The sequence below is a fragment of the Actinomadura sp. ATCC 39365 genome (assembly GCF_054392275.1).
Window position 1 is genome coordinate 4674042 of sequence record NZ_CP184335.1, and the last position, 19453, is coordinate 4693494.

General features: G+C 75.0%; 16 protein-coding genes. 9 read left to right on the forward strand and 7 right to left on the reverse strand.

The genetic code is table 11. The annotated features are described in order from the left end of the window. Positions 1-61: 61 nt before the first annotated feature. From ACNF49_RS23110 to ACNF49_RS23125, 4 genes are all read right to left on the reverse strand, one after another. Positions 62-253, reverse strand: a complete 192-nt coding sequence (locus ACNF49_RS23110) for a hypothetical protein (RefSeq protein WP_482944954.1) — start codon at positions 251-253, stop codon at positions 62-64. Further along, the gene (locus tag ACNF49_RS23115) at positions 166-1380 is read right to left on the reverse strand and encodes a purine-cytosine permease family protein (protein WP_482944955.1); all 1215 of its coding nucleotides are present in this window, start codon (positions 1378-1380) and stop codon (positions 166-168) included. The genes ACNF49_RS23110 and ACNF49_RS23115 overlap by 88 nt, the downstream gene beginning before the upstream one ends. 91 nt (positions 1381-1471) lie before the next feature. Next, complete coding sequence (locus ACNF49_RS23120; protein ID WP_357983225.1) at positions 1472-2788, reverse strand: hydantoinase/oxoprolinase N-terminal domain-containing protein; 1317 nt, start codon at positions 2786-2788, stop codon at positions 1472-1474. Continuing rightward, a complete protein-coding gene (locus ACNF49_RS23125; RefSeq protein ID WP_482944956.1) occupies positions 2785-3861 on the reverse strand; it encodes an S-methyl thiohydantoin desulfurase family protein in 1077 nt (358 codons plus the stop codon). The genes ACNF49_RS23120 and ACNF49_RS23125 overlap by 4 nt, the downstream gene beginning before the upstream one ends. A gap of 89 nt (positions 3862-3950) precedes the next feature. On the opposite strand from ACNF49_RS23125, the gene ACNF49_RS23130 reads away from it, so the two are divergent. From ACNF49_RS23130 to ACNF49_RS23150, 5 genes are all read left to right on the forward strand, one after another. Beyond that, complete coding sequence (locus tag ACNF49_RS23130; RefSeq protein WP_357983219.1) at positions 3951-5375, forward strand: PucR family transcriptional regulator; 1425 nt, start codon at positions 3951-3953, stop codon at positions 5373-5375. 87 nt (positions 5376-5462) lie between these two features. Continuing rightward, a complete protein-coding gene (locus ACNF49_RS23135) occupies positions 5463-6392 on the forward strand; it encodes an alpha/beta fold hydrolase (RefSeq protein ID WP_482944957.1) in 930 nt (309 codons plus the stop codon). Positions 6393-6494: 102 nt separating this feature from the next. Continuing rightward, positions 6495-8501, forward strand: a complete 2007-nt coding sequence (locus ACNF49_RS23140; protein ID WP_482944958.1) for a M14 family zinc carboxypeptidase — start codon at positions 6495-6497, stop codon at positions 8499-8501. A gap of 366 nt (positions 8502-8867) precedes the next feature. Further along, the gene (locus ACNF49_RS23145; RefSeq protein WP_482944959.1) at positions 8868-9425 is read left to right on the forward strand and encodes a hypothetical protein; all 558 of its coding nucleotides are present in this window, start codon (positions 8868-8870) and stop codon (positions 9423-9425) included. A 136-nt stretch (positions 9426-9561) separates the two neighbouring features. Then, positions 9562-13731 carry an nSTAND1 domain-containing NTPase gene (locus tag ACNF49_RS23150; RefSeq protein ID WP_482944960.1) on the forward strand — a complete coding sequence of 1390 codons (4170 nt, stop codon included), beginning with the start codon at positions 9562-9564 and terminating at the stop codon, positions 13729-13731. Between the two features lie 3 nt (positions 13732-13734). Here the strand turns inward: ACNF49_RS23150 and ACNF49_RS23155 are convergent, their stop codons facing one another. Further along, positions 13735-14565 (reverse strand): SAM-dependent methyltransferase, encoded by an 831-nt coding sequence (locus tag ACNF49_RS23155; protein WP_357989016.1) that lies wholly within the window; start codon positions 14563-14565, stop codon positions 13735-13737. Between the two features lie 131 nt (positions 14566-14696). Here ACNF49_RS23155 and ACNF49_RS23160 point away from each other — a divergent pair, with 131 nt between their 5' ends. The 4 genes from ACNF49_RS23160 to ACNF49_RS23175 all read left to right on the forward strand — a co-directional run bounded on the left by ACNF49_RS23160 (position 14697) and on the right by ACNF49_RS23175 (position 17900). After that, entirely contained in the window at positions 14697-15347 is a 651-nt protein-coding gene (locus ACNF49_RS23160; protein ID WP_357989014.1) for a nitroreductase family protein, read from the forward strand. 35 nt (positions 15348-15382) lie between these two features. Next, the gene (locus tag ACNF49_RS23165; protein ID WP_482944961.1) at positions 15383-15844 is read left to right on the forward strand and encodes an RrF2 family transcriptional regulator; all 462 of its coding nucleotides are present in this window, start codon (positions 15383-15385) and stop codon (positions 15842-15844) included. Between the two features lie 67 nt (positions 15845-15911). Beyond that, a complete protein-coding gene (locus ACNF49_RS23170) occupies positions 15912-17060 on the forward strand; it encodes a globin domain-containing protein (protein ID WP_482944962.1) in 1149 nt (382 codons plus the stop codon). Between the two features lie 105 nt (positions 17061-17165). Next, positions 17166-17900: a GNAT family N-acetyltransferase gene (locus ACNF49_RS23175; RefSeq protein WP_482944963.1), complete on the forward strand. Its 735-nt coding sequence runs from the start codon at positions 17166-17168 to the stop codon at positions 17898-17900. 14 nt (positions 17901-17914) lie between these two features. On the opposite strand, the gene ACNF49_RS23180 is transcribed toward ACNF49_RS23175, so the two are convergent. Beyond that, positions 17915-18949 carry a DUF5685 family protein gene (locus ACNF49_RS23180; RefSeq protein ID WP_357989006.1) on the reverse strand — a complete coding sequence of 345 codons (1035 nt, stop codon included), beginning with the start codon at positions 18947-18949 and terminating at the stop codon, positions 17915-17917. A gap of 72 nt (positions 18950-19021) precedes the next feature. Then, on the reverse strand, positions 19022-19450 hold the full coding sequence (locus tag ACNF49_RS23185; protein ID WP_357989004.1) for a hypothetical protein: 429 nt from the start codon (positions 19448-19450) through the stop codon (positions 19022-19024). Positions 19451-19453: the final 3 nt, after the last annotated feature.

Sequence of the window (19453 nt, forward strand, 5' to 3'; positions counted from 1 at the left end):
TCTTCTCGGACGGTGGGCGCGGGCCGCGCGACTCTCGGACGGTGAGCGCGGCCCGCGACTCTCAGACGGTGAGCGCGGGCCGCTCGACGGGGACCTCGCGGGTGCCGCGGACCAGGCCGAGCCGGCCCGCGACGACGTAGCCCAGGCCCGCGAGGATCAGGGAGTTCAGGGCGGGGATGCCGATCCACTGGTAGTGGTCGCTGAGCCAGCCGACCAGCGCGGCGGCGGCCCAGATGACCAGCGTGGCGGGCACCCACGTCGGCTCGGTCTCGGGCAGCGTGCCGGTGGCGCGCGAGGCGTCCAGCACCGGGCGCCAGCGGCGCACCACGAAGTACTCGGCGACCATGATCCCGGCCACGGGGGCGTGATGACGCCGAGGATCAGCAGGAAGTCGGTGAAGCGCTCCAGGATCCCGGCGGCGGCCAGCACGCTGCCCAGCACGCCGATGCCGATGGTGACCGCGACCCGGTTGAGCCGCACCCCGACCGTCGACTCCACGGCGTTGAGCAGGCCGAGCGCGGCGGAGTACAGGTTCCAGTTGTTGATCTTCACGGTGGCCGAGATGAGGACGATGACGCCGATCACGCCGGAGGAGGCCGTGATGATCGCGATCACGTCCGAGGACTTGACCGCGTAGGCCAGCAGCACGCCGGCCAGGCCGAGCACGTACTCGCCGAGGGAGATGCCGACGAGGGTCTGCTTGACGACGTCGCCGGTGTTGCGGTTGAACCTGGTCATGTCGGGCGTGGTCACCGCGCCGATGATGTAGGAGCCGGCCACGATGGTGGCGCCGGTCGCGATGCTGATCGGCTCACCGAACGGCGGCGACGCCACCAGCGACCCCAGGTCATGTCGCGAAATTTCCACCCACATCGCCCAGCCGGCCAGGCCGAGGAACGCCGGCACGGTGATGAACGCCGTCATCCCCATCGCCTTGAACCCTCGGATGACCAGCAGCGTCACGCCGATGCCCGCGATCATGGACCACCCCCAGAGCGGCAGCCAGGACATGATCGAGTGCAGGCCCGAGGCGAAGACCGCGGTCTGCACGCCGAACCAGCCGAACAGGCTCAGGGCGATGATCACGCCGATGATCGTGGAGCCGTACCGGCCGAAACCGGTCCAGCGGGCCAGCATGGAGGTGGACAGGCCCTCGCGCATCCCGGCGATGCCGACGAAGATGCACACCACCTCCAGGATCACCGAGCCGAGCGTGAACGCCCAGAACGCCCCCCAGAACGACAGCCCGGCGCCGAGCGTGGCGCCCAGCAGGAACTGCGTCAGGTCGGAGAGCTGGCCGAACCGCTGCACGGCCACGTTGAACCAGGAGTAGCGGGCGGCCTGCGGCACCCGCTCCAGGGGGTAGTCGGAGTCGGTCATGGTGGTCTTCCTTCGCGTCGGGGGGTCGTGGCGGGGGCTCACGAGCGGGGGGCTCACGAGCGGCTGGTCACAGGGCTGGTCTCAGGGCTGGTCACAGGAGTGAGGGCGGTCCGGCGGCGCGGGCGCGCAGCCGGACGAACGGGCCGGGCAGGTAGGCGAGCGGGATCTCCTCCACGCCGATGACCCGCACCCGCCGCGGATCGGCCCCGGCGCGGACGGCCGCCGCCCTGGCCTCCTCGGCGACGGGTTCGAGCGCGGCCGGCAGCGCCGAGCGGTCGGGCAGGCGGACGATGCGCTCGTACTGGCCGCCGACCGGGCTGACCGCCGCGCCGATGGCGCCGGCCGCGGGCCCGTGCTCGGGATGCAGCCCCTCCGGCACGGCGTGCTCACCGCCGCCCACGACCACGAGCGGCAGCAGCCCGGCACCCGGCTGCAGCCGGTCCACGGCCTCGGCCAGCTCCGTCGGGTCGACCGGCCGCGGCACCCTGATCAGCCCGGGGATGCGCAGCCCGACGGGCACGCCGCCGATGTCCGCGCCGCCCACGGCCTCCTCCGGATAGCCGCCGGCCAGCACGCCGACCCGGACGCGGGTCGCGCCCACGTCGGCGACCACCGCGTCACCGAGCCCGGTCAGCGCGCCGGCGCCGCGCAGCACGCTCGCCGGGCCGCTGCCCAGGCTGAGCCCGGGATGGCGGGCCAGATGCTCCAGGCTCATCAGCGTGCCGTCGCCGCGGGTCACGAACACCGCCGCCCCCGGGCACAGGCCCGCCAGCGCGGTGGCCAGCCCGCCGGAGACCGCGCCCGCGAACCCCGACAGGGCGGCGTCCAGCACGGTCGCGTTCTCGCGTTCCAGCAGGCCGAGCGAGCCGAGGTCGGCCGACAGCGCGATCGGCACGTCCTCGCCCAGCTCCGCCCGGACGATCTCGGCGGCCTCACGCTCCTGCTCGCCGTCCAGGGGCGAGAACAGGCCCGCGACGGCGACGGCCTGCGCGGTGCCGGCCACTCCCGCGGCGAAGCGGGCCACGGCGTCGCGGTCGAGGGGCGTGCGGTCCTCGCGGTCGAGGCCGCCGCCGCCGTCCACGACGGCGGTGCCGGCGTTCACCGCGGCGCGCAGGTCGGGCGGCCAGCCGGACAGCGGGCGCACCGCGGTCGCCGACACGCCCGCGATGCGCAGCACGGCCACCTTGCGCAGCCCGGACCGCCTGGTCACGGCGGTGGCGGCCCCACGCAGGCCGACGGCGACCTGTACCGGCTCGCCGTCCATCGGCAGGCGTTCCAGCGCGGCGCGCACGCCGGCCACCGGGTCGCCGGGGATCGAGGCGATCTTGACGGTGGCCAGCACCCGGCCGTCGTCGGCGACGACGGCCGCGTCGGTGTTGGTCGGCCCGACGTCCACCCCGGCCCTCACGCCCCCGCCTCCCGCCCGGTGGACCCGGTGGGGGAGGGGCTGAAGGCCGTGCCCGCCGGGGTTTCCGGCGTCGCGGGGACGGGGGGCACGGCCGGTGGGGGAGGGGTGGGAAGTCCGGTGAGACCGAACGCGGCGGGCCCGGCCAGCCGCAGTCCCTCGGGGGTGTGCCAGACCGGGTCGCAGGGGACGCGCACCACGCTGACCCGCAGCCCGTACCGGACCTGCTCGGCCTGGACGACCTCGCCCGTACGCGTGTCCAGCATCGCGATCACGTCGGGCACCACGGCCAGCGGCACGCCGTCCTCGACGACGGCCAGGAACTCGCTGCCCGCCTGGACGCGGACCAGCCGCCCCTGGTCGTACCCGAGCCCTTCGACCAGGATCGACCCGGACGTCTCCGCGACCTTGCCGGTGACCAGCGGGTCGGGCAGCCGCGTCCCCAGGCGCACGGCCCGGCTGACCGACCCGAGCGCGGTGGAGGCGGCCACCTGGTCGCCGCGCATGATGTACTCGCTGGTCGCGACCTGGCCGCCGAACGCCTCAAGCGAGGCCCGTACCAGCCGTTCCAGCCAGCCGCCGGTCACCCGGTCGACGACGACGGTCCGGCCGCGCTCGTCGCACAGCACGGCCGGGGTGGGCGCGATGCCGCGCAGCTGCATCACCGTCTGGTCCATGCGGGGGAAGGCGCGGCTCATCCCGTCGGCGTCCACCAGCGGCAGGCTGACGCGGGCCGCCCAGGCCACCGCCAGGCAGCCGTTGGCGCCGCCGATCTCGCTGGCCAGCACCGCGCCGACGGGCGCGCCGTACAGCTCCTCGATCTTGTCACGCAGGTAGACGGGCTCGTCGGTGCCGCCGACGCGTTCGGACATCACGGCCGAGGAGCCCGCGGTGCCCACGGGCATGACCAGCAGCTCGGGGTCCAGCTCGGCGGGCTGCACGACGCGTACCGGCCCGTGGTCCTCCAGCGCCTGCAGCGCCGCGGCGCGGGCGATGGTCACGGGACCGCCGCCGCCCGAGCCGAGCACGGCGCAGCCGCGGGCGAAGGCGGGCAGCAGCCCGGTGTCGAGGTCCATGCTGACGAGGTTACGAAGCCGCAGGTCAAGCCGGATGTTCCCGCCGCACCTTTTTGCCGGGCTTCGTGTGCCGATGGCACACTGATGGCATGTTCCTGCTGGAAGAGCTGCGTCCGCTGGCCGGGCCGGGCGTGCCGGCGGCGGCCTCCGGCGTGCGCCTGGTGGAGGACCTGGGCCGGATCGCGGGCCAGCCGCCGGGGTCGGTGCTGGTCCTGACGGGCGCGGCCGCGCGGCAGGCGGCCGGCTACCGCCTCGACGTCGCGCTGCGCGACGCGGCCGCGGCCGGCGCCGTGGCGCTCGTGCTCACCGCGGAGTCCGCGGCGGCCCTGGAGGCCCTGGAGGCCGCGGTCGACCGGAGCGCCGCCGCGCTGGCCGAGCGGGGCGGGGTCGCGCTGCTGGCGGCCGACGGCGACCTGGCGGAGCTGGTGGTGGCCATCGACCGGGCCGTCGCGGGCGACGCCGCCGAGGCCCTGGTCCGTACGGCGCGCGCCGCCGAGGCCGTGGCGGGGGCGGGCGGCGTCCCGGAGCGCATCGCGGAGGCGGCCGGCGCCGCTCTCGGCCGTCCCGTCCGGGCCGAGGGCGGCACGTTCACCGCCCGGACGGGCGGGCCCGCCGGCACGCACTTCGACCGGGCCGCCGGGATCGTGCTCAGGCTCGCCGCCCTGGCCGCCGCCGCGGGCCCGTCCGACGAGCTGCCCGGACGCTCCCGCGCCCAGCTGCTCACCGAGCTGCTGGTCGCCCCCGAGAACCAGGCGCAGGAGCTGGCCCCCCGCGCCAGGGCCCTTGGCCTGCCGATCGACGACTGGCACGTCGTCCTGCGCCTGGAACCCGCGAAGGACCCCGCCAAAACCCCGGACGCCGCCGCGGACGGCCCGGCCGACGGCGGCCAGGAACGCTACGCCCTGCTGGAGACCGCCGCCTCGCGGGCCGTGCGCGCGGCCCGCGAGCTGGGCGGCGCCGCCTGGAACGCCGCGCTCGCCGGCGACGCGCTCATCGTGGTCCGCAGCCAGCGGCGCGACCAGGGCAGGGCGGGCCTGCGCGAGGCGGTGCGCGACGCCGCCCGCCTGCTCGACCGGGTCCGCCCGGCGGGCGCCGAGCTGCGTTGCGGGGTCAGCACCGCCCACCAGGGCCTGCTCGGCCTGCGCACCTCGGCCTCCGAGGCGCGTACGGCCCTGCGCCGCAGCACCCTGCCGCTGGCCACCTACGACCTGGCCGGCCTCGACCGGATGCTGGAGGAGTGGTACGCCTCCGACGCCGCCCAGCACGCCGTCAGGGAGCTGCTGCAACCGATCCTCGACCTCGGCGGCGAGCGGGCCGCCCACCTCCTGGCCATCCTGCGCGCCTACCTCGACCACAACGGCTCGCCCGCCCGCGCCGCCGAGGAGCTGCACCTGCACCGCAACGCCGTCAGCAGGAACGTGCGCCGCATCGAGACCCTGCTCCAGGCCGACCTCGCCGACCCGCGGCAACGCCTGGCCCTCCAGCTGGCCTGCCGCGCGGCCTCCTCCCGCTGAAGGACGGCACTCCGGGACCCCGCTCCCAGCCCGCGTTCGCCCGCCAGGACGAGGAAACCCGGCGGCCGGCTCCCTAGATTCGGTGGCATGAGAAGAGCGCGGCGGACGGCCGCCTGGTGCGCGGGGCTGCTGCTGGTGGCCGCCTGCGCGGGGCTCGGCTACGAGACCGCCGCCCGGCGCGGCGACGCCACCCGCTACCCGCCCCCGGGCCGCCTGGTGAACGTCGGCGGCCACCACCTGCACCTGCGCTGCACGGGGTCCGGCGGCCCGGTGGTGGTGCTGGAGGCGGGCCTGGTCGAGTCCAGCGCGAGCTGGGAGGTGGTCCAGCGGCGGTTGTCGGCCGGGCTGCGCGTGTGCTCCTACGACCGGGCCGGCTACGCCTGGAGCGAGGAGGGCCCGGGGCCGCGCACGGCGGGCCGGGCGGCCGGGGAACTGCGCGCGCTGCTGGCCGCCGCGGGCGAGCCCGGCCCGTACGTCCTGGCCGGGCACTCCTACGGCGGCCAGATCGTCCGCCTGTTCGCCGTCCGGTACCCGGACGTGACGGCGGGCCTGGTGCTGATCGACGCCACCGACGAGGGGGCCGTGGCGGCCATGCGGGTGTCCCGGCCGCTGATGGCCGCCCAGCTCACCGCCAACCAGGCGCTGGCCAGGATCGGCCTGCTCCGGCTGGCCGGGGACCTTCTGGTGCCCGGCGACGCCACCTCCGCGGCGCGCGCCGCCGCCCCCGTCGTCTACGGGCCGGGCAGCATGGCCGCCGCCAGGGCCGAGGCGTGGGCCTCGCTGGACAGCGCGCGGGAGGTCGCCGGTACGGCGGAGGGGCCGGGCGGGCCGCCGGTCGTGGTCGTCATCCCGTCCGGCGGGCCGCGCAGCGCCCTCGACCAGGCCCGACGCGTGGCCGCCCGGTCCACGCGCGGCCGGGTGGTGGTGGCCGGCACCTCCGAGCACTACGTGCACCATCGGCAGCCCGATCTCGTCGTCGCGGCGATTCGGGACGTCGCCGCCTCCACAGAAAGGTGAAACTGGGTCTTGCCGGTTGGGTCAAGTCGGCTTTCAATGATCGGGATACCGGTGATCCTGGAGGAGCCGATGCGTGGCTTGAGGGCGTCCGCAGTCATCTTGATGATCGTCGTCTCGACGTTCCTCGCCTCCGGGCCGTCGTCGCTGCCGGCGGTGGCGGGGCCGGCCGATCCCGAGCCGGCGTCGCTGGTCACGCTCTCCGTGCCCGACAGGGCCGCGATGGAGCGGCTGGTCGCCTCCGGCGCCGACCTGACCGAGCGGGTCCGTCCGCAGGCCGACGGCAGCGTCCAGGTGGACGCCGTGCTCACGGCCGGCAAGCTCGCCGAGCTGAGGGCGATCGGCGTGGGCCTGGCGTCCGGCACGCCGCCCGCCGCGCGGCAGGCGCCGTCCGCCACCGCCGCGCAGGACCAGATCGTCATCGAACGGGCCGTCTGGTACAAGTCCCGCGACGGGTACTTCCTGTCGGTCGAGGCCAGCAGCAGCGCGGGCGAGACGGCCGCACTCACCGCCACCTGGACGGGCCGCCGCGGCGCCACCGGCCAGGTCGCGATGGTCCCGTACGTGGACGCCGGCGCCTACCTGGGCCACCAGTTCAGCACGCCCGCCCCGGTGACGGCCGAGCCGCAGCGCGTCACGGTCACCTCGGCGACCGGCGGCAAGGCCGAGGCCCGCGTCCGGGAATGGCCCGACAGGGAGCGCCCCGACCACCGGGCGCCGGGCTACCAGAAGGACTTCGTCACCCAGTACATGCCGCCCGCCCAGCTCAACGAGCGCATCCAGGCGCTGCACCGGCGGTACCCGGCCCTCACCGACGTCATCCCGCTGCCCAACCTCACCAACGGCTACCGCCGCCGCGCCCAGGCGCTGATCGGCACGCCGCCCGGCGCCGCGATCGTGGCCACCTCCGACGCCTACGGCTCCGAGGGCGGCAACGACCTGTCCGTCGAGCTGGCCGCCCCCGGCGCGCCGGACCGGCCGATCCAGGTGAGCGTGGCCGGCAGGCAGGTGACGGTGAGCCTGGCCACCGACGGCTCCGGCACGCCGGTCAGCACCGCCGCCCAGGTCGTCGCCGCGATCAACGCCACGGCGGGCACCGGGCTCAAGGCCGCCGCCTACCGCACCGACCCCGGCGCCGGTGTCATGGCCGCGGCCCCCGCCACCCGGCTCACCGACTCGCTCAAGGCGCCCGCCGACGTCTCCCGCAAGCCCATGCGGGTGCTGGCGCTGCGCGTCGGCGTCCACCGCGACGGCTCGCGCACCGGCGTGCTGGCCTACGCCCAGGAGCACGCCAGGGAATGGGTGGCGCCGCTGGTCACCGTAGAGGCCGCCGAGCGGCTGCTGCGCAACTACGCCCGCGACCCCGCCACCCGCAGGCTGCTGCAGCGCACCGACATCTTCATCGTCCCCACCGTCAACCCCGACGGCGCGAACTACAGCTTCTACGACTTCAACGGCCAGCGGAAGAACATGACCAACCACTGCCCGGCCGCGCAGTCCGACCCGGCGCAGCGCAACACCTGGGGCGTGGACGTCAACCGCAACTACGCCGTCGGCTCCCTGTCGGACGGCTACTTCGGCGCCTCGGCCAACTGCCAGAGCGGCACGTACGCCGGGCCGGCCGAACATTCGGAGCCGGAGAGCCGCAACGTGATGTGGCTGGCCAAGACGTACCGCAACATCCGGTTCGCCATGAACGTGCACAGCTACGGCGGGTACTTCATGTGGCCGCCCGGGGCGTACAAGCTCGACGGCCGGGTGGCGCTGCCCAGGCCGAGCGCCCAGGAGGAGGCGTACTTCATGCGCTCGGCCCGCACGATCGAGCAGGCCATCGCCGCCGAGCGCGGCACGGTCATCTGGCCGCAGCAGACCGGGCCGGTGACCGACGTGCTCTACTCGGCGGCCGGCAACTCCGCCGACGAGCTCTGGTACGACCACGGCATCTACGGCTGGGACTTCGAGGTCGGCGCCGACCTGTGGAACCCGACGGCCCGGACGTGGGAGGGCGTGGGCTTCCAGCCGCCGTTCGAGGAGGGGCACGCCGAGGCGATGGAGTTCGCCGCGGGCCTGATCTCGCTGGTGGGGGTGGCGGCCGACTACCGGAGGCCGTGACCGCCGCGCGGTTCGTGCCCAGGTCATGGCGTTCGCGGGGGCCGGGAATGCCCGCGCGTTGCCCGGGGTTTACATACGGACACCCGCGCGCCAGTGACCTGGGCTTTTGCCCATGTTGGGGTTGCTTGCCCGGGGTTTACGGTACAGGGGTAGATCTTTGCCTGTTTTAGGGTGTTTGGTTTGCGTTTGTCCGTTTCTTGGGTTAGTGTTGTACCTATCGGCGGGTGAGTGACCCATTCGGGTCCGCCCCCATTGCGCTCCACGTAGCGACCGATGGCGTTTGTGCCCGGCTACGACCTTCATGTCTTGTCTGAGTCAAGCGAGCGCATGCCCCCCTGATGATCGATGTCACCAAGGAGACTGCTGATGACTGCTCGCCTGCGTTCTTTCGCCATGCTTTCGGCCGCTGCTCTGTCGGCGCTGACGATCGGTGCCGCCGCGCATCCGGCCAGCGCTGATGCGGATGTGAGCGGTCGGGGTGTGCTGGCCGGTTCGACGACGGCTTCGTATTTCTGGGACGACTCCTCGGGTCGTGCTGGTGACACGGGTCTGCCGGCGGCCGGTAAGCCGATGCAGAAGGGTCTGGCGGCTTCGCCGTCGTGGCCGCTGATGACCGAGGGTTACGTGGTCTACCAGGGTAAGAAGCTGCCGTTCTTCGTGGGTGACCGTGGTCCTGGTGACCCCTCCAGTCGTGGGGTGATGCTGGACCTGGACGCCAAGACGTTCGCCGAGCTGACCGGTGGCCGGTTCAACCCGGACACGCTGGGTGTGGACGGTGTGAAGGGCGAGGGTCACATCAAGATCCAGTATGTGGTCACCAAGTGGGGTGACGGTGTGGGCAGGAAGGCTGCTCCGGTGGCGTTCGACACGGGTGCCTGGCGTCAGCAGGACACCGGCACGGCCCCGCTGTCGGTCAAGAAGTAACACGCACGCACGAGTGAAGGGCGTTCCCCGCGGGGGACGCCCTTCTCGCATGTCAAGGAACGGCAAACGCCGCCCCCGCCCAGCGGCCATACTGGCTCACCTGACGACCCGGAGTGACGGACGGTGACCGTAAGTGATGGAAACGGGGCCTGACGAGGCGCTGAACTTCGCCGTCCTGCGCGTGCGCGGCCCCGAGGGGGACGTGGCGGGCGCGGGCTTCCTCATCGCGCCCGACCGCGCCCTGACCTGCGCGCACGTCGTCTCCGGCGCCCTGGGCCAGGCCGACGGCCCGCCCCCGCCGGGCGCCTGGGTCACCGTCGAGCTGCCCTTCGCCGGCGAGCACGCGCCCGTGCGCGCCCACGTCGAGCACTGGGTCCACACCGCCGCCGACGGCTCGGGCGACATAGCCGTCCTGCGCCTGGACGCCGCGCCCCCGGGCGGACGCCCGCTGCGCATGGCCGAGCCGCGCAGCCTGTGGGGCCACCGGGTCGTCGTGGCCGGGTTCCCGCACGGCCTGCGCGGCGGCGGCTGGCACACCGGCCGGCTGCTCGGCGGCACCCAGCAGGGCTGGCTCCAGTGCGCCCCCGACGACCCCAGCGGCGTGCCGATCGAGAGCGGCTTCAGCGGCAGCCCCGTCTGGGACGTCGAGCTCGGCGACGTCGTCGGCATGGTGGTCGCGGCCCAGCCCGGCGGGCCCCGCCAGGCGTTTGTGATCCCCACCCGGTCGCTCACCCGCGCCGTCCCCGCCCTGGCCGCGACCGTACGGCCGGCCTCGCCGTTCCGCGGGTTGTCGGCCTTCCGCGAGGGCGACGCCGCCGTCTTCTTCGGCCGCGACGTGGAGACCGCCCGGATCGCCCGCCTCCTCCAGGCCCACCCCGAGGTCACGCTCACCGGCCCGTCCGGCTGCGGCAAGTCCTCGCTGGCGCTGGCCGGGGTGGTGCCCGCCATGCGCCGCCAGGGCTGCCAGGTCGCCGTCCTGCGGCCCTCGGCCGTGCGGTCCTGGCCCGACGCGCTGGCCGCCGAACTGGCCGCCCTGTCGCACCCGGGCCTGACCGGGGCCGACGCGCTGGCCAGGGCCGACGCGCTGCGCGAGCCGCTGAGGAACGGCCGGCTGCCCGACGTCGTCGCCCAGGTCCTGCGCGACACCGGCGCCACCGGGCTGCTGCTCGTCGTCGACCAGGCCGAGGAACTGCTGGTCGGCGACCCCGAGCAGGTGGACGAGGCGGCCGGGGTGCTGGCCGCGGCCCGCGCCTGCCCGGCCGTCCGGGTGCTGTTCACGCTGCGCGCCGACTTCCTGCCCGCCGCCCTGTCCCATCCCGCGCTCGGCGGCTCGCTCGGCCGCGAGACCTACGGGCTCACCCCCATGACCCGCGACCAGCTCCGGCAGGCCGTCGAGGCGCCGCTGGACGCCGTCCCCGCCGTGACGTACGACCCCGGCCTGGTCGACCGCATCCTGGGCGACGCCGGCAGCGCGCCCGGCGCCCTGCCGCTGATCGGCTTCCTGCTGGACCGCCTCTGGCACGAGCAGCAGGGCGGCCGCATCACCCACACCTCCTACGAGGCGTGCCGCGGCGTACGCGGGGCCCTGGGCGCCCAGGCCGAGCAGGTCTGGGCGGCGTGCGTGCCCGAGCAGGACACCGCGGCCGGGGAGGAACTGCTGTCCCGGCTCGTCCGGGTCGCCGCCGGCGCGCACGCGCCGCTGCGCCGCCGGGTCACCCGCGAGGAGGCGGGGGAACAGCGCTGGCTGACGGCCGGCCGGCTGGCCGCCGGGCGGCTGCTCGTCATGGACACCGGCGAGGACGGCCGCCAGACCGTGGAGCTGGCCCACGAGGCGCTGATCACCGAATGGCCCCGGCTGGCCGGGATCGTGGCCGCCGACCTGAAGTTCCTCGAATGGCGCGACCTGCTCCACCAGGACATGGGCCGCTGGCGGCAGGCCGACCGCGCCCCCGACCGGCTCCCCGGCCCGCCCGAGCTGGCCGCCGCCGCCCGCTGGCTCGCCGAACGCCCCGGCGACCTGACCGAGGACGAGCGCGACTACCTGGACCAGGGCCGCCGCCGTCAGCAGCGGCGCACGCTGCGCCGCCGGAGCGCGATCACCGGCGCGGGGGTGGCGCTGCTGACGGTCGTCTCGCTGGTCGCCTGGACGTTCTACCAGGGCCGGATCGGCGAGCAGCGGGCCGCCGAGTCCCGCTCCCGCGCCCTGGCGGGCGCCTCGGCCGACCTGGCCGAACGCGACCCCGAGCTGTCGTCGCTGCTGGCCGTCGGCGCCTACCGTTCGGCGCCCACCCAGGAGGCCAGGGCCCAGCTCCTGCAGCGTTACGTCGAACACCGGTACACCAAGGGCGTGGCCACGGGCGCGCTCGGCTCCATCACGGCCGCCGACGCCAGCGACGACGCGCGCGTCCTGCTGGCCACCACCACCTCCGCCTCCGGCCGCGCCACGCTGTTCACCCGCGGCCCCGACGGCCGCTACCGGCCCGCCCACCTGCCCGACCGGGGCGGCACCAGCCGGCCCGCCGTCTCCGCCGACGGCGGCCTGATCGCCTACGCCCTCGACGACGGCGGCGTGGTCTGGCACCGTGTCGACCCGCGCGACGGCGAGCTGCTCGACCAGGGGCACGTCCTGGCCCGCCAGGACCGGCCGGCCCCGGCCGACGGGCTCGCCGCCGACGAGCCCGCCGCCGACGTCAGGGCGGACGGCGACGACGGCTGGATCGTCACCGCGGGCCCGAAGAAGCTCGTGCTCCAGTCGCTCGGCACCGACGGCACGCCCCGCACCTGGGTGTACGACCTGCCCGCCGACCTGGTGCGCTTCGGCCCCGACGCCACCACCCTGGTCGTCCGGGAGAAGGGCGTGGCCAAGGTGTTCAGCAGCAAGGGCAGCCCGGTGTGGCGGCAGCTGACTATCCGCGAGCTCGGCCCGGCCGACGGCCTGGCCGTCTCCGGCGACGGCGCCACCGCCGTGACCTGCCGGACCAGCGACGACGGCCGCGCCGCCACGTACACGGGGTTCGCGGTGCGCGACGGCGAGCGGCTGGGCGGCTTCCAGGCCGGACGCCCGTGCGGCGCCTTCGTCGTCGACCGGGAGGGAAAGCGCGTGGCCGAGCAGGGCGCCTCCGGCTGGGAGCTGGTCGACCTGGCCGGCGGCCTGACCCTGTCGCGCACCTGGATCGACGCCCAGACCAGCGCCGCCCCGGTCGCGCTGGTGGGCGCGCCCGGCGCGCAGGAGCTGCTCACCAGGTCGCCCGACACCCTGGTGCTGACCGCGCTGCGCGACGGCGAGCAGCTCATCGGCAACCCGGCGCTGCTCCAGGGCGGCACCCGGATGGTCGCCCAGGCCGACGGCGGCGCCCGGCTGCGCCTGATGGAGACCGGCGAGCCGCAGCGCACCCTGGCCGACGTCTCCCGCGCCAAGAGCCCGAAGGGCCTCGACGCCGACGGCGACCCCGTCGTGGACGCGTCAGGACGCCTGCTCGCCGACGCCGTCACCGCCACCAGGGTCGCCATCCGCGCGCTGCCCTCGCTGTCCCCCGTCACCGAGGTCACCACCGCCCGGCCGCCCGAGGGCACGCACCTGACCTACTTCTTCAAGGACGGCGACCTGTTCACCTTCGCCGGCCGCCGCCTGGAGCGCTGGGAGCCCGCCACCGGCCGCCGCAAGAGCGCCTTCGACGTCGCCGGCCCCGGCACGGTGGTCACCGAGGTGCAGGTCAGCCCGTGGAACGACGGCCACCTGATGGTCGCCGTGCAGGGCGCCGACCACCTGCGCACGATCGACCTGCGTACCGGCGAGGAGGTCAAGGACCGCCGGCTGACCGTGGGCTCCGACGTCGTCAGCGGGTTCGTCTTCGACCACGCGGGCACCCACCTGCTGCTGTTCCGCAGCGGCATGCTGCCCGAGGTGTGGCTCACCCACCCGCTCAGGAAGGTGCTCGGCCCGCTGCGCTCGTCGGGCGAGAACATCCGCGGCGGCGAGCGCATGACCTCGATCATGCCGGAGAACGCGGGCCGGCTGTTCCTGTTCCGCGAGCGGGAGATCAGCGTCTTCGGGCTCGGCGAGACCGGGGTGTCCTACGAGGAGGGCTACACCTTCCGCCAGGCCCAGGACTTCCTCGACATCTCGCCCGACGGCTCGCTGCTGCTGCGCCTCAAGGGCGGCGACGGCGCCGCGGGCTACTCCACCGACCTGCTCCGGCTCGACCCGGACACCTGGCGGGGGCGGCTGTGCGAGGTGTTCGGCCGCCGCTTCACGCCCGGTGACCGGCAGCAGGTGCCGATCACCCTGCCGGACGCGGTCTGCTGACCGTCACGGCTTGCGCCCGACCCCGCCCAGGAAGGTGTGGTACGTGATGCCCAGGGCCGGCCGGTAACCCGGCTCGGGCCGCCACTCGGCCAGCGGCACCAGGCCGGGCTCCAGCAGCTCCAGGCCGTCGAAGAAGCCGAGGATCTCCTCGCGGGTGCGCCACCGCCCGGTGCCCATGGTGTCGTTGAACAGCCGCTCGGCCTCGAACGCCTGCCGCGACACCTCCGGGCGCTCCTCCATCGGGTTGTGGAAGTGGGAGACCGCGACGTGGCTGCCGGGCGCGAGCCGTCCGGCCAGGCGTGCGGCGATGCCGGCCGGGTCCTCCTCGTCCGACAGGTGGTGCAGGATCCCGAACAGCAGCAGGCCCACCGGCTCGTCCAGGTCGAGGAGCTGCCTGGTCTCGGGATGGTCGAGGACGTCGTCGGGCCGGCGGATGTCGGCCTCGATGACGGTGGTGCCGTCGTCGACGGCGAGCAGGGCCCGGCCGTGGACCAGCACGATCGGGTCGTGGTCGACGTAGACCACCCGGCAGCCCGGCGCGGCCGCCTGGGCGATCTCGTGCACGTTGCCCTGCGTGGGCAGGCCCGACCCGATGTCCAGGAACTGCCGGATACCGGCCTCGACGACCAGGTCGCGGACGACGCGGGCCAGGAAGTCCCGGTTCGACCGGGCCGCCTGCGGGGCGTCCGGGGCGATCCGGAGCGCCATCTGGGCCACCTCGCGGTCGATCTCGAAGTTGTCCTTGCCGCCGAGCATGTAGTCGTAGACGCGGGCGACGCTGGGCTTGGTGGTGTCCACGTCGAGGGCGGGCGCGCCCTGCTCGTCGTCGGCCACGGTCGGCTCCTTCGGTTGCGTCGGTCGAGTCCGGCTGGCGTGATCATACGTCCCGGGGCGCGGAAAATCAGGCCCAGGCCGGGCCGTACGGGCTACGGGATTCCGGCGGCCCGCGTTGACATGATGAGCCCATGACGATCGAACCACTGGCCCCGGACACCCTCCTCACCACCACCCGCAGCGTGCGCAGGCGCCTCGACCTGTCCCGCCCGGTCCCGGCGGAGCTGGTCCGCCAGAGCCTGGAGGTCGCGCTCCAGGCGCCCAGCGGCAGCAACCGGCAGGGCTGGCACTGGATCGTGGTCACCGACCCCGAGCGGCGCAAGGTGATCGGCGACTACTACCGGCGGTCGTGGAACAGCTACCACACCTCGGACGGCTCGGCCCACTCGATGTTCCGGGACGACCCGGCCCGCGCGGCGGTCCAGGAGCGCGTCAGCGGCAGCGCCGCCTACCTGGCCGAGCACATGGGCGACGTGCCGGTGCTGGTGATCGGCGCGATCGAGCTGCCCGGCGGCCGCCTGCCCGAGGGCAACCAGGCCGGGCTGTGGGGCTCGCTGCTGCCGGCCGCGTGGAGCTACATGCTCGCCGCCCGCGCCCGCGGCCTCGGCAGCGCGTGGACCACCCTGCACCTGGAGTACGAGAGCGAGATCGCCGAGCTGCTCGGCATCCCGGCCGAGGTGCGCCAGGGCGTGCTGCTGCCCACCGCGTACTTCACGGGGGAGACCTTCCGGCCCGCCGCGCGGCAGCCGCTCGACGAGGTGCTGCATCTCGACCGCTGGTGACCCGGCGACCCTCCGGTGGCGCCTAACGTGAAGACATGCGCCTGACCGCCTTCACCGACATCTCCCTGCGCATCGTCATGCGCCTGGCCGTCGCGCGGGAGCGGGAGCCGCTGACCACCCGCGCGGTCTCCGGCATGCTCGCGGTCCCGTACACGCACGCGGCCAAGGCCGTGGCCCGGCTGAGCGAGCTCGGCGTGGTGGAGGCCAGGCGCGGGCGGGGCGGCGGGTTGGCGCTCACCGCACAGGGGCGGGCGGCGTCCGTGGGGGCGCTCGTCCGCGCCCTGGAGGCGGCCGGCGACGTGGTGGGCTGCGAGGACGACCCGCCGTGCCCGCTGCGCGCCGCCTGCCGCCTGCGTACGGCGCTGCGCCAGGCGCAGGAGGCCTTCTACGCCTCGCTCGACACGGTGACCGTCGCCTCCCTGGTCGACGCCCCCACGGGCCCCGCGCTGCTGTCGCTGACCACCCCCGGGGAGAGGGCCGCCGTCACCGCTCCGTAATATGTATCTCAGATACCAATTTTCTGAGCGGCGGTTTCGTGCTGCCTTCCCCCTCTGGAGGTCCCCCATGTTGTCCGATGAGTCGGCGGCGGTCGTCCGCGCCACCCTGCCCGTCGTCGGAGCGGCCCTCGACGACATCACGGCCCGGTTCTACGACACCATGTTCGCCGACCGCCCGGAGCTGCTCGACGGCCTGTTCAACCGGGGCAACCAGCGCAACGGCGAGCAGCGCAGGGCCCTGGCCGGCTCGATCGCCGCCTTCGCCGGCGCGCTGCTCGACCACCCCGGCGAGCGCCCCGACTCCCTCCTGGCCCGCGTCGCCCACAAGCACGCCGCCGTCGGCGTCACCGACGACCAGTACGTCATCGTGCACAAGTACCTGTTCGGCGCCATCGCCGAGGTGCTCGGCGACGCGGTCACCCCGCAGGTCGCCGCCGCCTGGGACGAGGTCTACTGGCTGATGGCCGGGGCGCTGATCGCCATGGAGGCGCGCATCTACGCCGAGGCCGGCGCGAGGGAGGGCGCCACCTGGCGGCAGTGGCGGGTCGCCGAGCGCCGGGAGGAGACGGCCGACGCGTTCTCACTGGTCCTGGCCCCGCTGGGCGACGAACCCGCGCCGGCCGCGCTGCCCGGCCAGTACGTCAGCGTCCGCGTCCGCATGCCCGACGGCGTCCACCAGCTCCGCCAGTACACGCTGTCCGGCTCCGGCGCCGACGGCCTGCGCCGCATCACCGTCAAGCGGGACGGCGAGGTGTCGGCGCTGCTGCACGACACCGTCCGGCCGGGCGACGAGCTGACCCTGTCGGCGCCCTTCGGCGAGGTCACCCTGGCCGGGGGCGAGGCGCCGCTGGTGTTCGTCTCGGCCGGCATCGGCTGCACGCCGATCGTCGCGATGCTGGAGCACCTGGCCGCGGCCGGCGACGACCGGGACGTCCTCGTCCTGCACGCCGACCGCTCCGAGGACGGCCACGCCCTGCGCGCCGACATGGAACGCCTGGCCGGCGCCGGAGGCGTCTTCTGGTACGAGGAGGGCGACGGCCCCCGCACCGGGCGCATGGACCTGACCGGGGTGGAGATCCCCGAGGGCGCGGTCGTGTACATGTGCGGCCCGCTGGCCTTCATGCGCGACGCCCGTGCCCAGCTCATCGAGGCCGGCGTCGCGCCCCGCGACATCCATTACGAGGTGTTCGGCCCCGACCTCTGGCTGGCCGCCTGACCCACGGCGGTCGCAGGTGGAAAACCGGTTGCCCGGCGATGGGGGCGGCCCTACCTTGTGACCGTCGTACGTCGACCGAGAGGACTTCACTTGCTGGGCGCCCGCGTGCACGCATACCTTCGAGCGGCGGCCGGAACCGGGGCACACCGGGCCGGGCCGTTCCTGATCCGCTTCGACGAGCACGACGACGCGCCGCCGTTCAACTACGCCATCCCCGACGACGACCTCGCGCCCACCGGCGAGCAGGTGGCCGCGCTGGCCGCCGCCTTCCGCGAGCGGGGCAGGACACCCCGGCTGGAGTACGTGCCGCAGGTCGCGCCCAAGGTGGAGGAGGCCCTGCTGGCCGCCGGGTTCGCCGCCGAAGGGCGCTTCCCGCTGCTGGTGTGCCCGGCCGGGTCACTGGCCGAGCCGCCCGCCGACGCCGCCGTACGGCTCGCGCTGGTGACCGACGACCCGGGCCTGTGGCAGGTCGCGCGGGTGATGAACGCGGCCTTCGACGCGCCCGAGGCCAACGAGCACGACGTCGCGCGGCTGCGCGGCGTGCTCGGCCGCGGCGGTCTGGTGGCCGCGGCCACCGACGCCGCCACCGGCGAGGTCGTCGGAGCCGGCCAGCTCGGCGGCCCCCAGGAGGGCGTGGCCGAGATCGCCGGCATCGCCGTGCGTGACACGCACCGGCGGCGCGGCATCGGCGGAGCCGTCACCGCCCTGCTGACCAGGGCGGGCGTCGAGGCCGGCATCACGATGCCGTTCCTCACCCCGGCCGACGACGCCGCGGGCCGCGTCTACGCCCGCGTCGGCTACCACAAGGCGGGCGAGGTCCTGCACATCTCGGCCCCCTGAACCCTCTCGCCGGCTCAGCCGCAGTCGCAGCAGCCGCCGCAGTCGGGGCAGTCGCAGCTGCTGCAGTTGTCCAGGTAGCAGCGCTCGCAGCAGGGCCGGCCCGCCTTCTTGCTCCACCTCGGCCGCCAGAGGCCGCAGGTCAGGAACGTCGCCACCCCCGCCCCCGACTTGCGGATCCAGCCGGGACGCCGGTAGGAGGCCGCGCCGAACCCGCGCTCGACCGCCCGGCGCACCTCGGCGCCGAGCAGCCGCTCCACCAGGTGCCGCTCGGCCAGCTCCAGGTCGGCCACGGCGAGGGCGAGCCCGTGGGCGGCGTCGTCGCAGAGCCGCCGCGCCCGCTCGCGGCCGGTGCCGGTGGCGGTCAGCGGGTTGAACGCGCCCCGCTCGTCGTCGGCCGCCTGGTCCTCGACGGCGTCCAGGAGGTGCGCGATGCGGCCGAAGAACCGGCCGGCCTCGGCCAGCGCCGCCGCGTTCCCCGGCCGTCCGGCCAGCACCGCGGTGTGGGCGAAGGCCGCCGCCACCGCCTCCTCGGCGGGCGCCGTGAGGTCGAGCACGTCCATGGGGGCGGCCAGGGCCCGGCGCTCGCGTTCGAGCTGCCGGTCGACCGTCGCCGACAACACGGCGGTGTCGAAGCCGACGCCGGCGGCCAGCCGGGCGCCGCCCGCCTCCCAGCGGGCCGCGAGCAGGCGGCGGGCCGGAGCCGTGCCAGGGGCGGCGTCCCGGTCGGCCACCTGGTCGCGCAGTCTGCCCGCGGCCAGGACGAGCGACACCCCCGCCGCCAGCCGGGCGCCGCGGCCGTCGGCGTCCACCACGTCGGCGGAGCGGAATCCGCGCAGCGCGCACGGCCCGGCCGTCCGGTGCGGCACGGCGGCCGGGAGCTGGGCCTCGGTCAGCACCGAGAGGATCAGCGTGTCGTAGTTGGTGGTCAGCCGGGCGGCGTGCCCCTGCCCGTCCCGCAGTGTCAGGCAGAGCCCGCACAGGTGCGCCCGCCACGCCGCGCGTACCGCCGCGCACCCGTGCTCACCGCACGGACGGATGATCCCGAACACACAAACCTCACAAGATCCTGAAAACGCTGGAGGAATCGTACGGGCGATCGCCCGTACGCGGCAGCCGCGGGTTCAGGCGCGGGGGCGGCGCGCCCGTCTGGCCGCCACCGTCAGCACGGCCGCCCCGGCCAGCGTGAGCAGCGCGGTGAACAGCCACTCGTCCGAGCCCTCCGGCCCGTAGACACGGGTCAGACGGCCGGTGTCCACGGCGGCGGTGGCCTGTCCGGCCGCCAGGGTGCCGCGGTCGCTGCCGTACAGCTCGACGTCGCGCCGCCGGACCCGTCCGTCGCCGGAGGTGAAGTCCCCGGCCCAGACGCAGGACTCGTGCCCGGGATGCTGCACGCACCGCAGCTCCCGGGCGGTGAACGCGCCGCTCACCCCGTCGGCGCGGGCGGCCCGGACGACCGGGCCGAACTCGGGCACGGACACGAACAGCAGCAACAGCCCCACGACGGCCAGCACCACCGTGAACCCGCTCGGACGTCGTCTGGTGACCGCCATGAG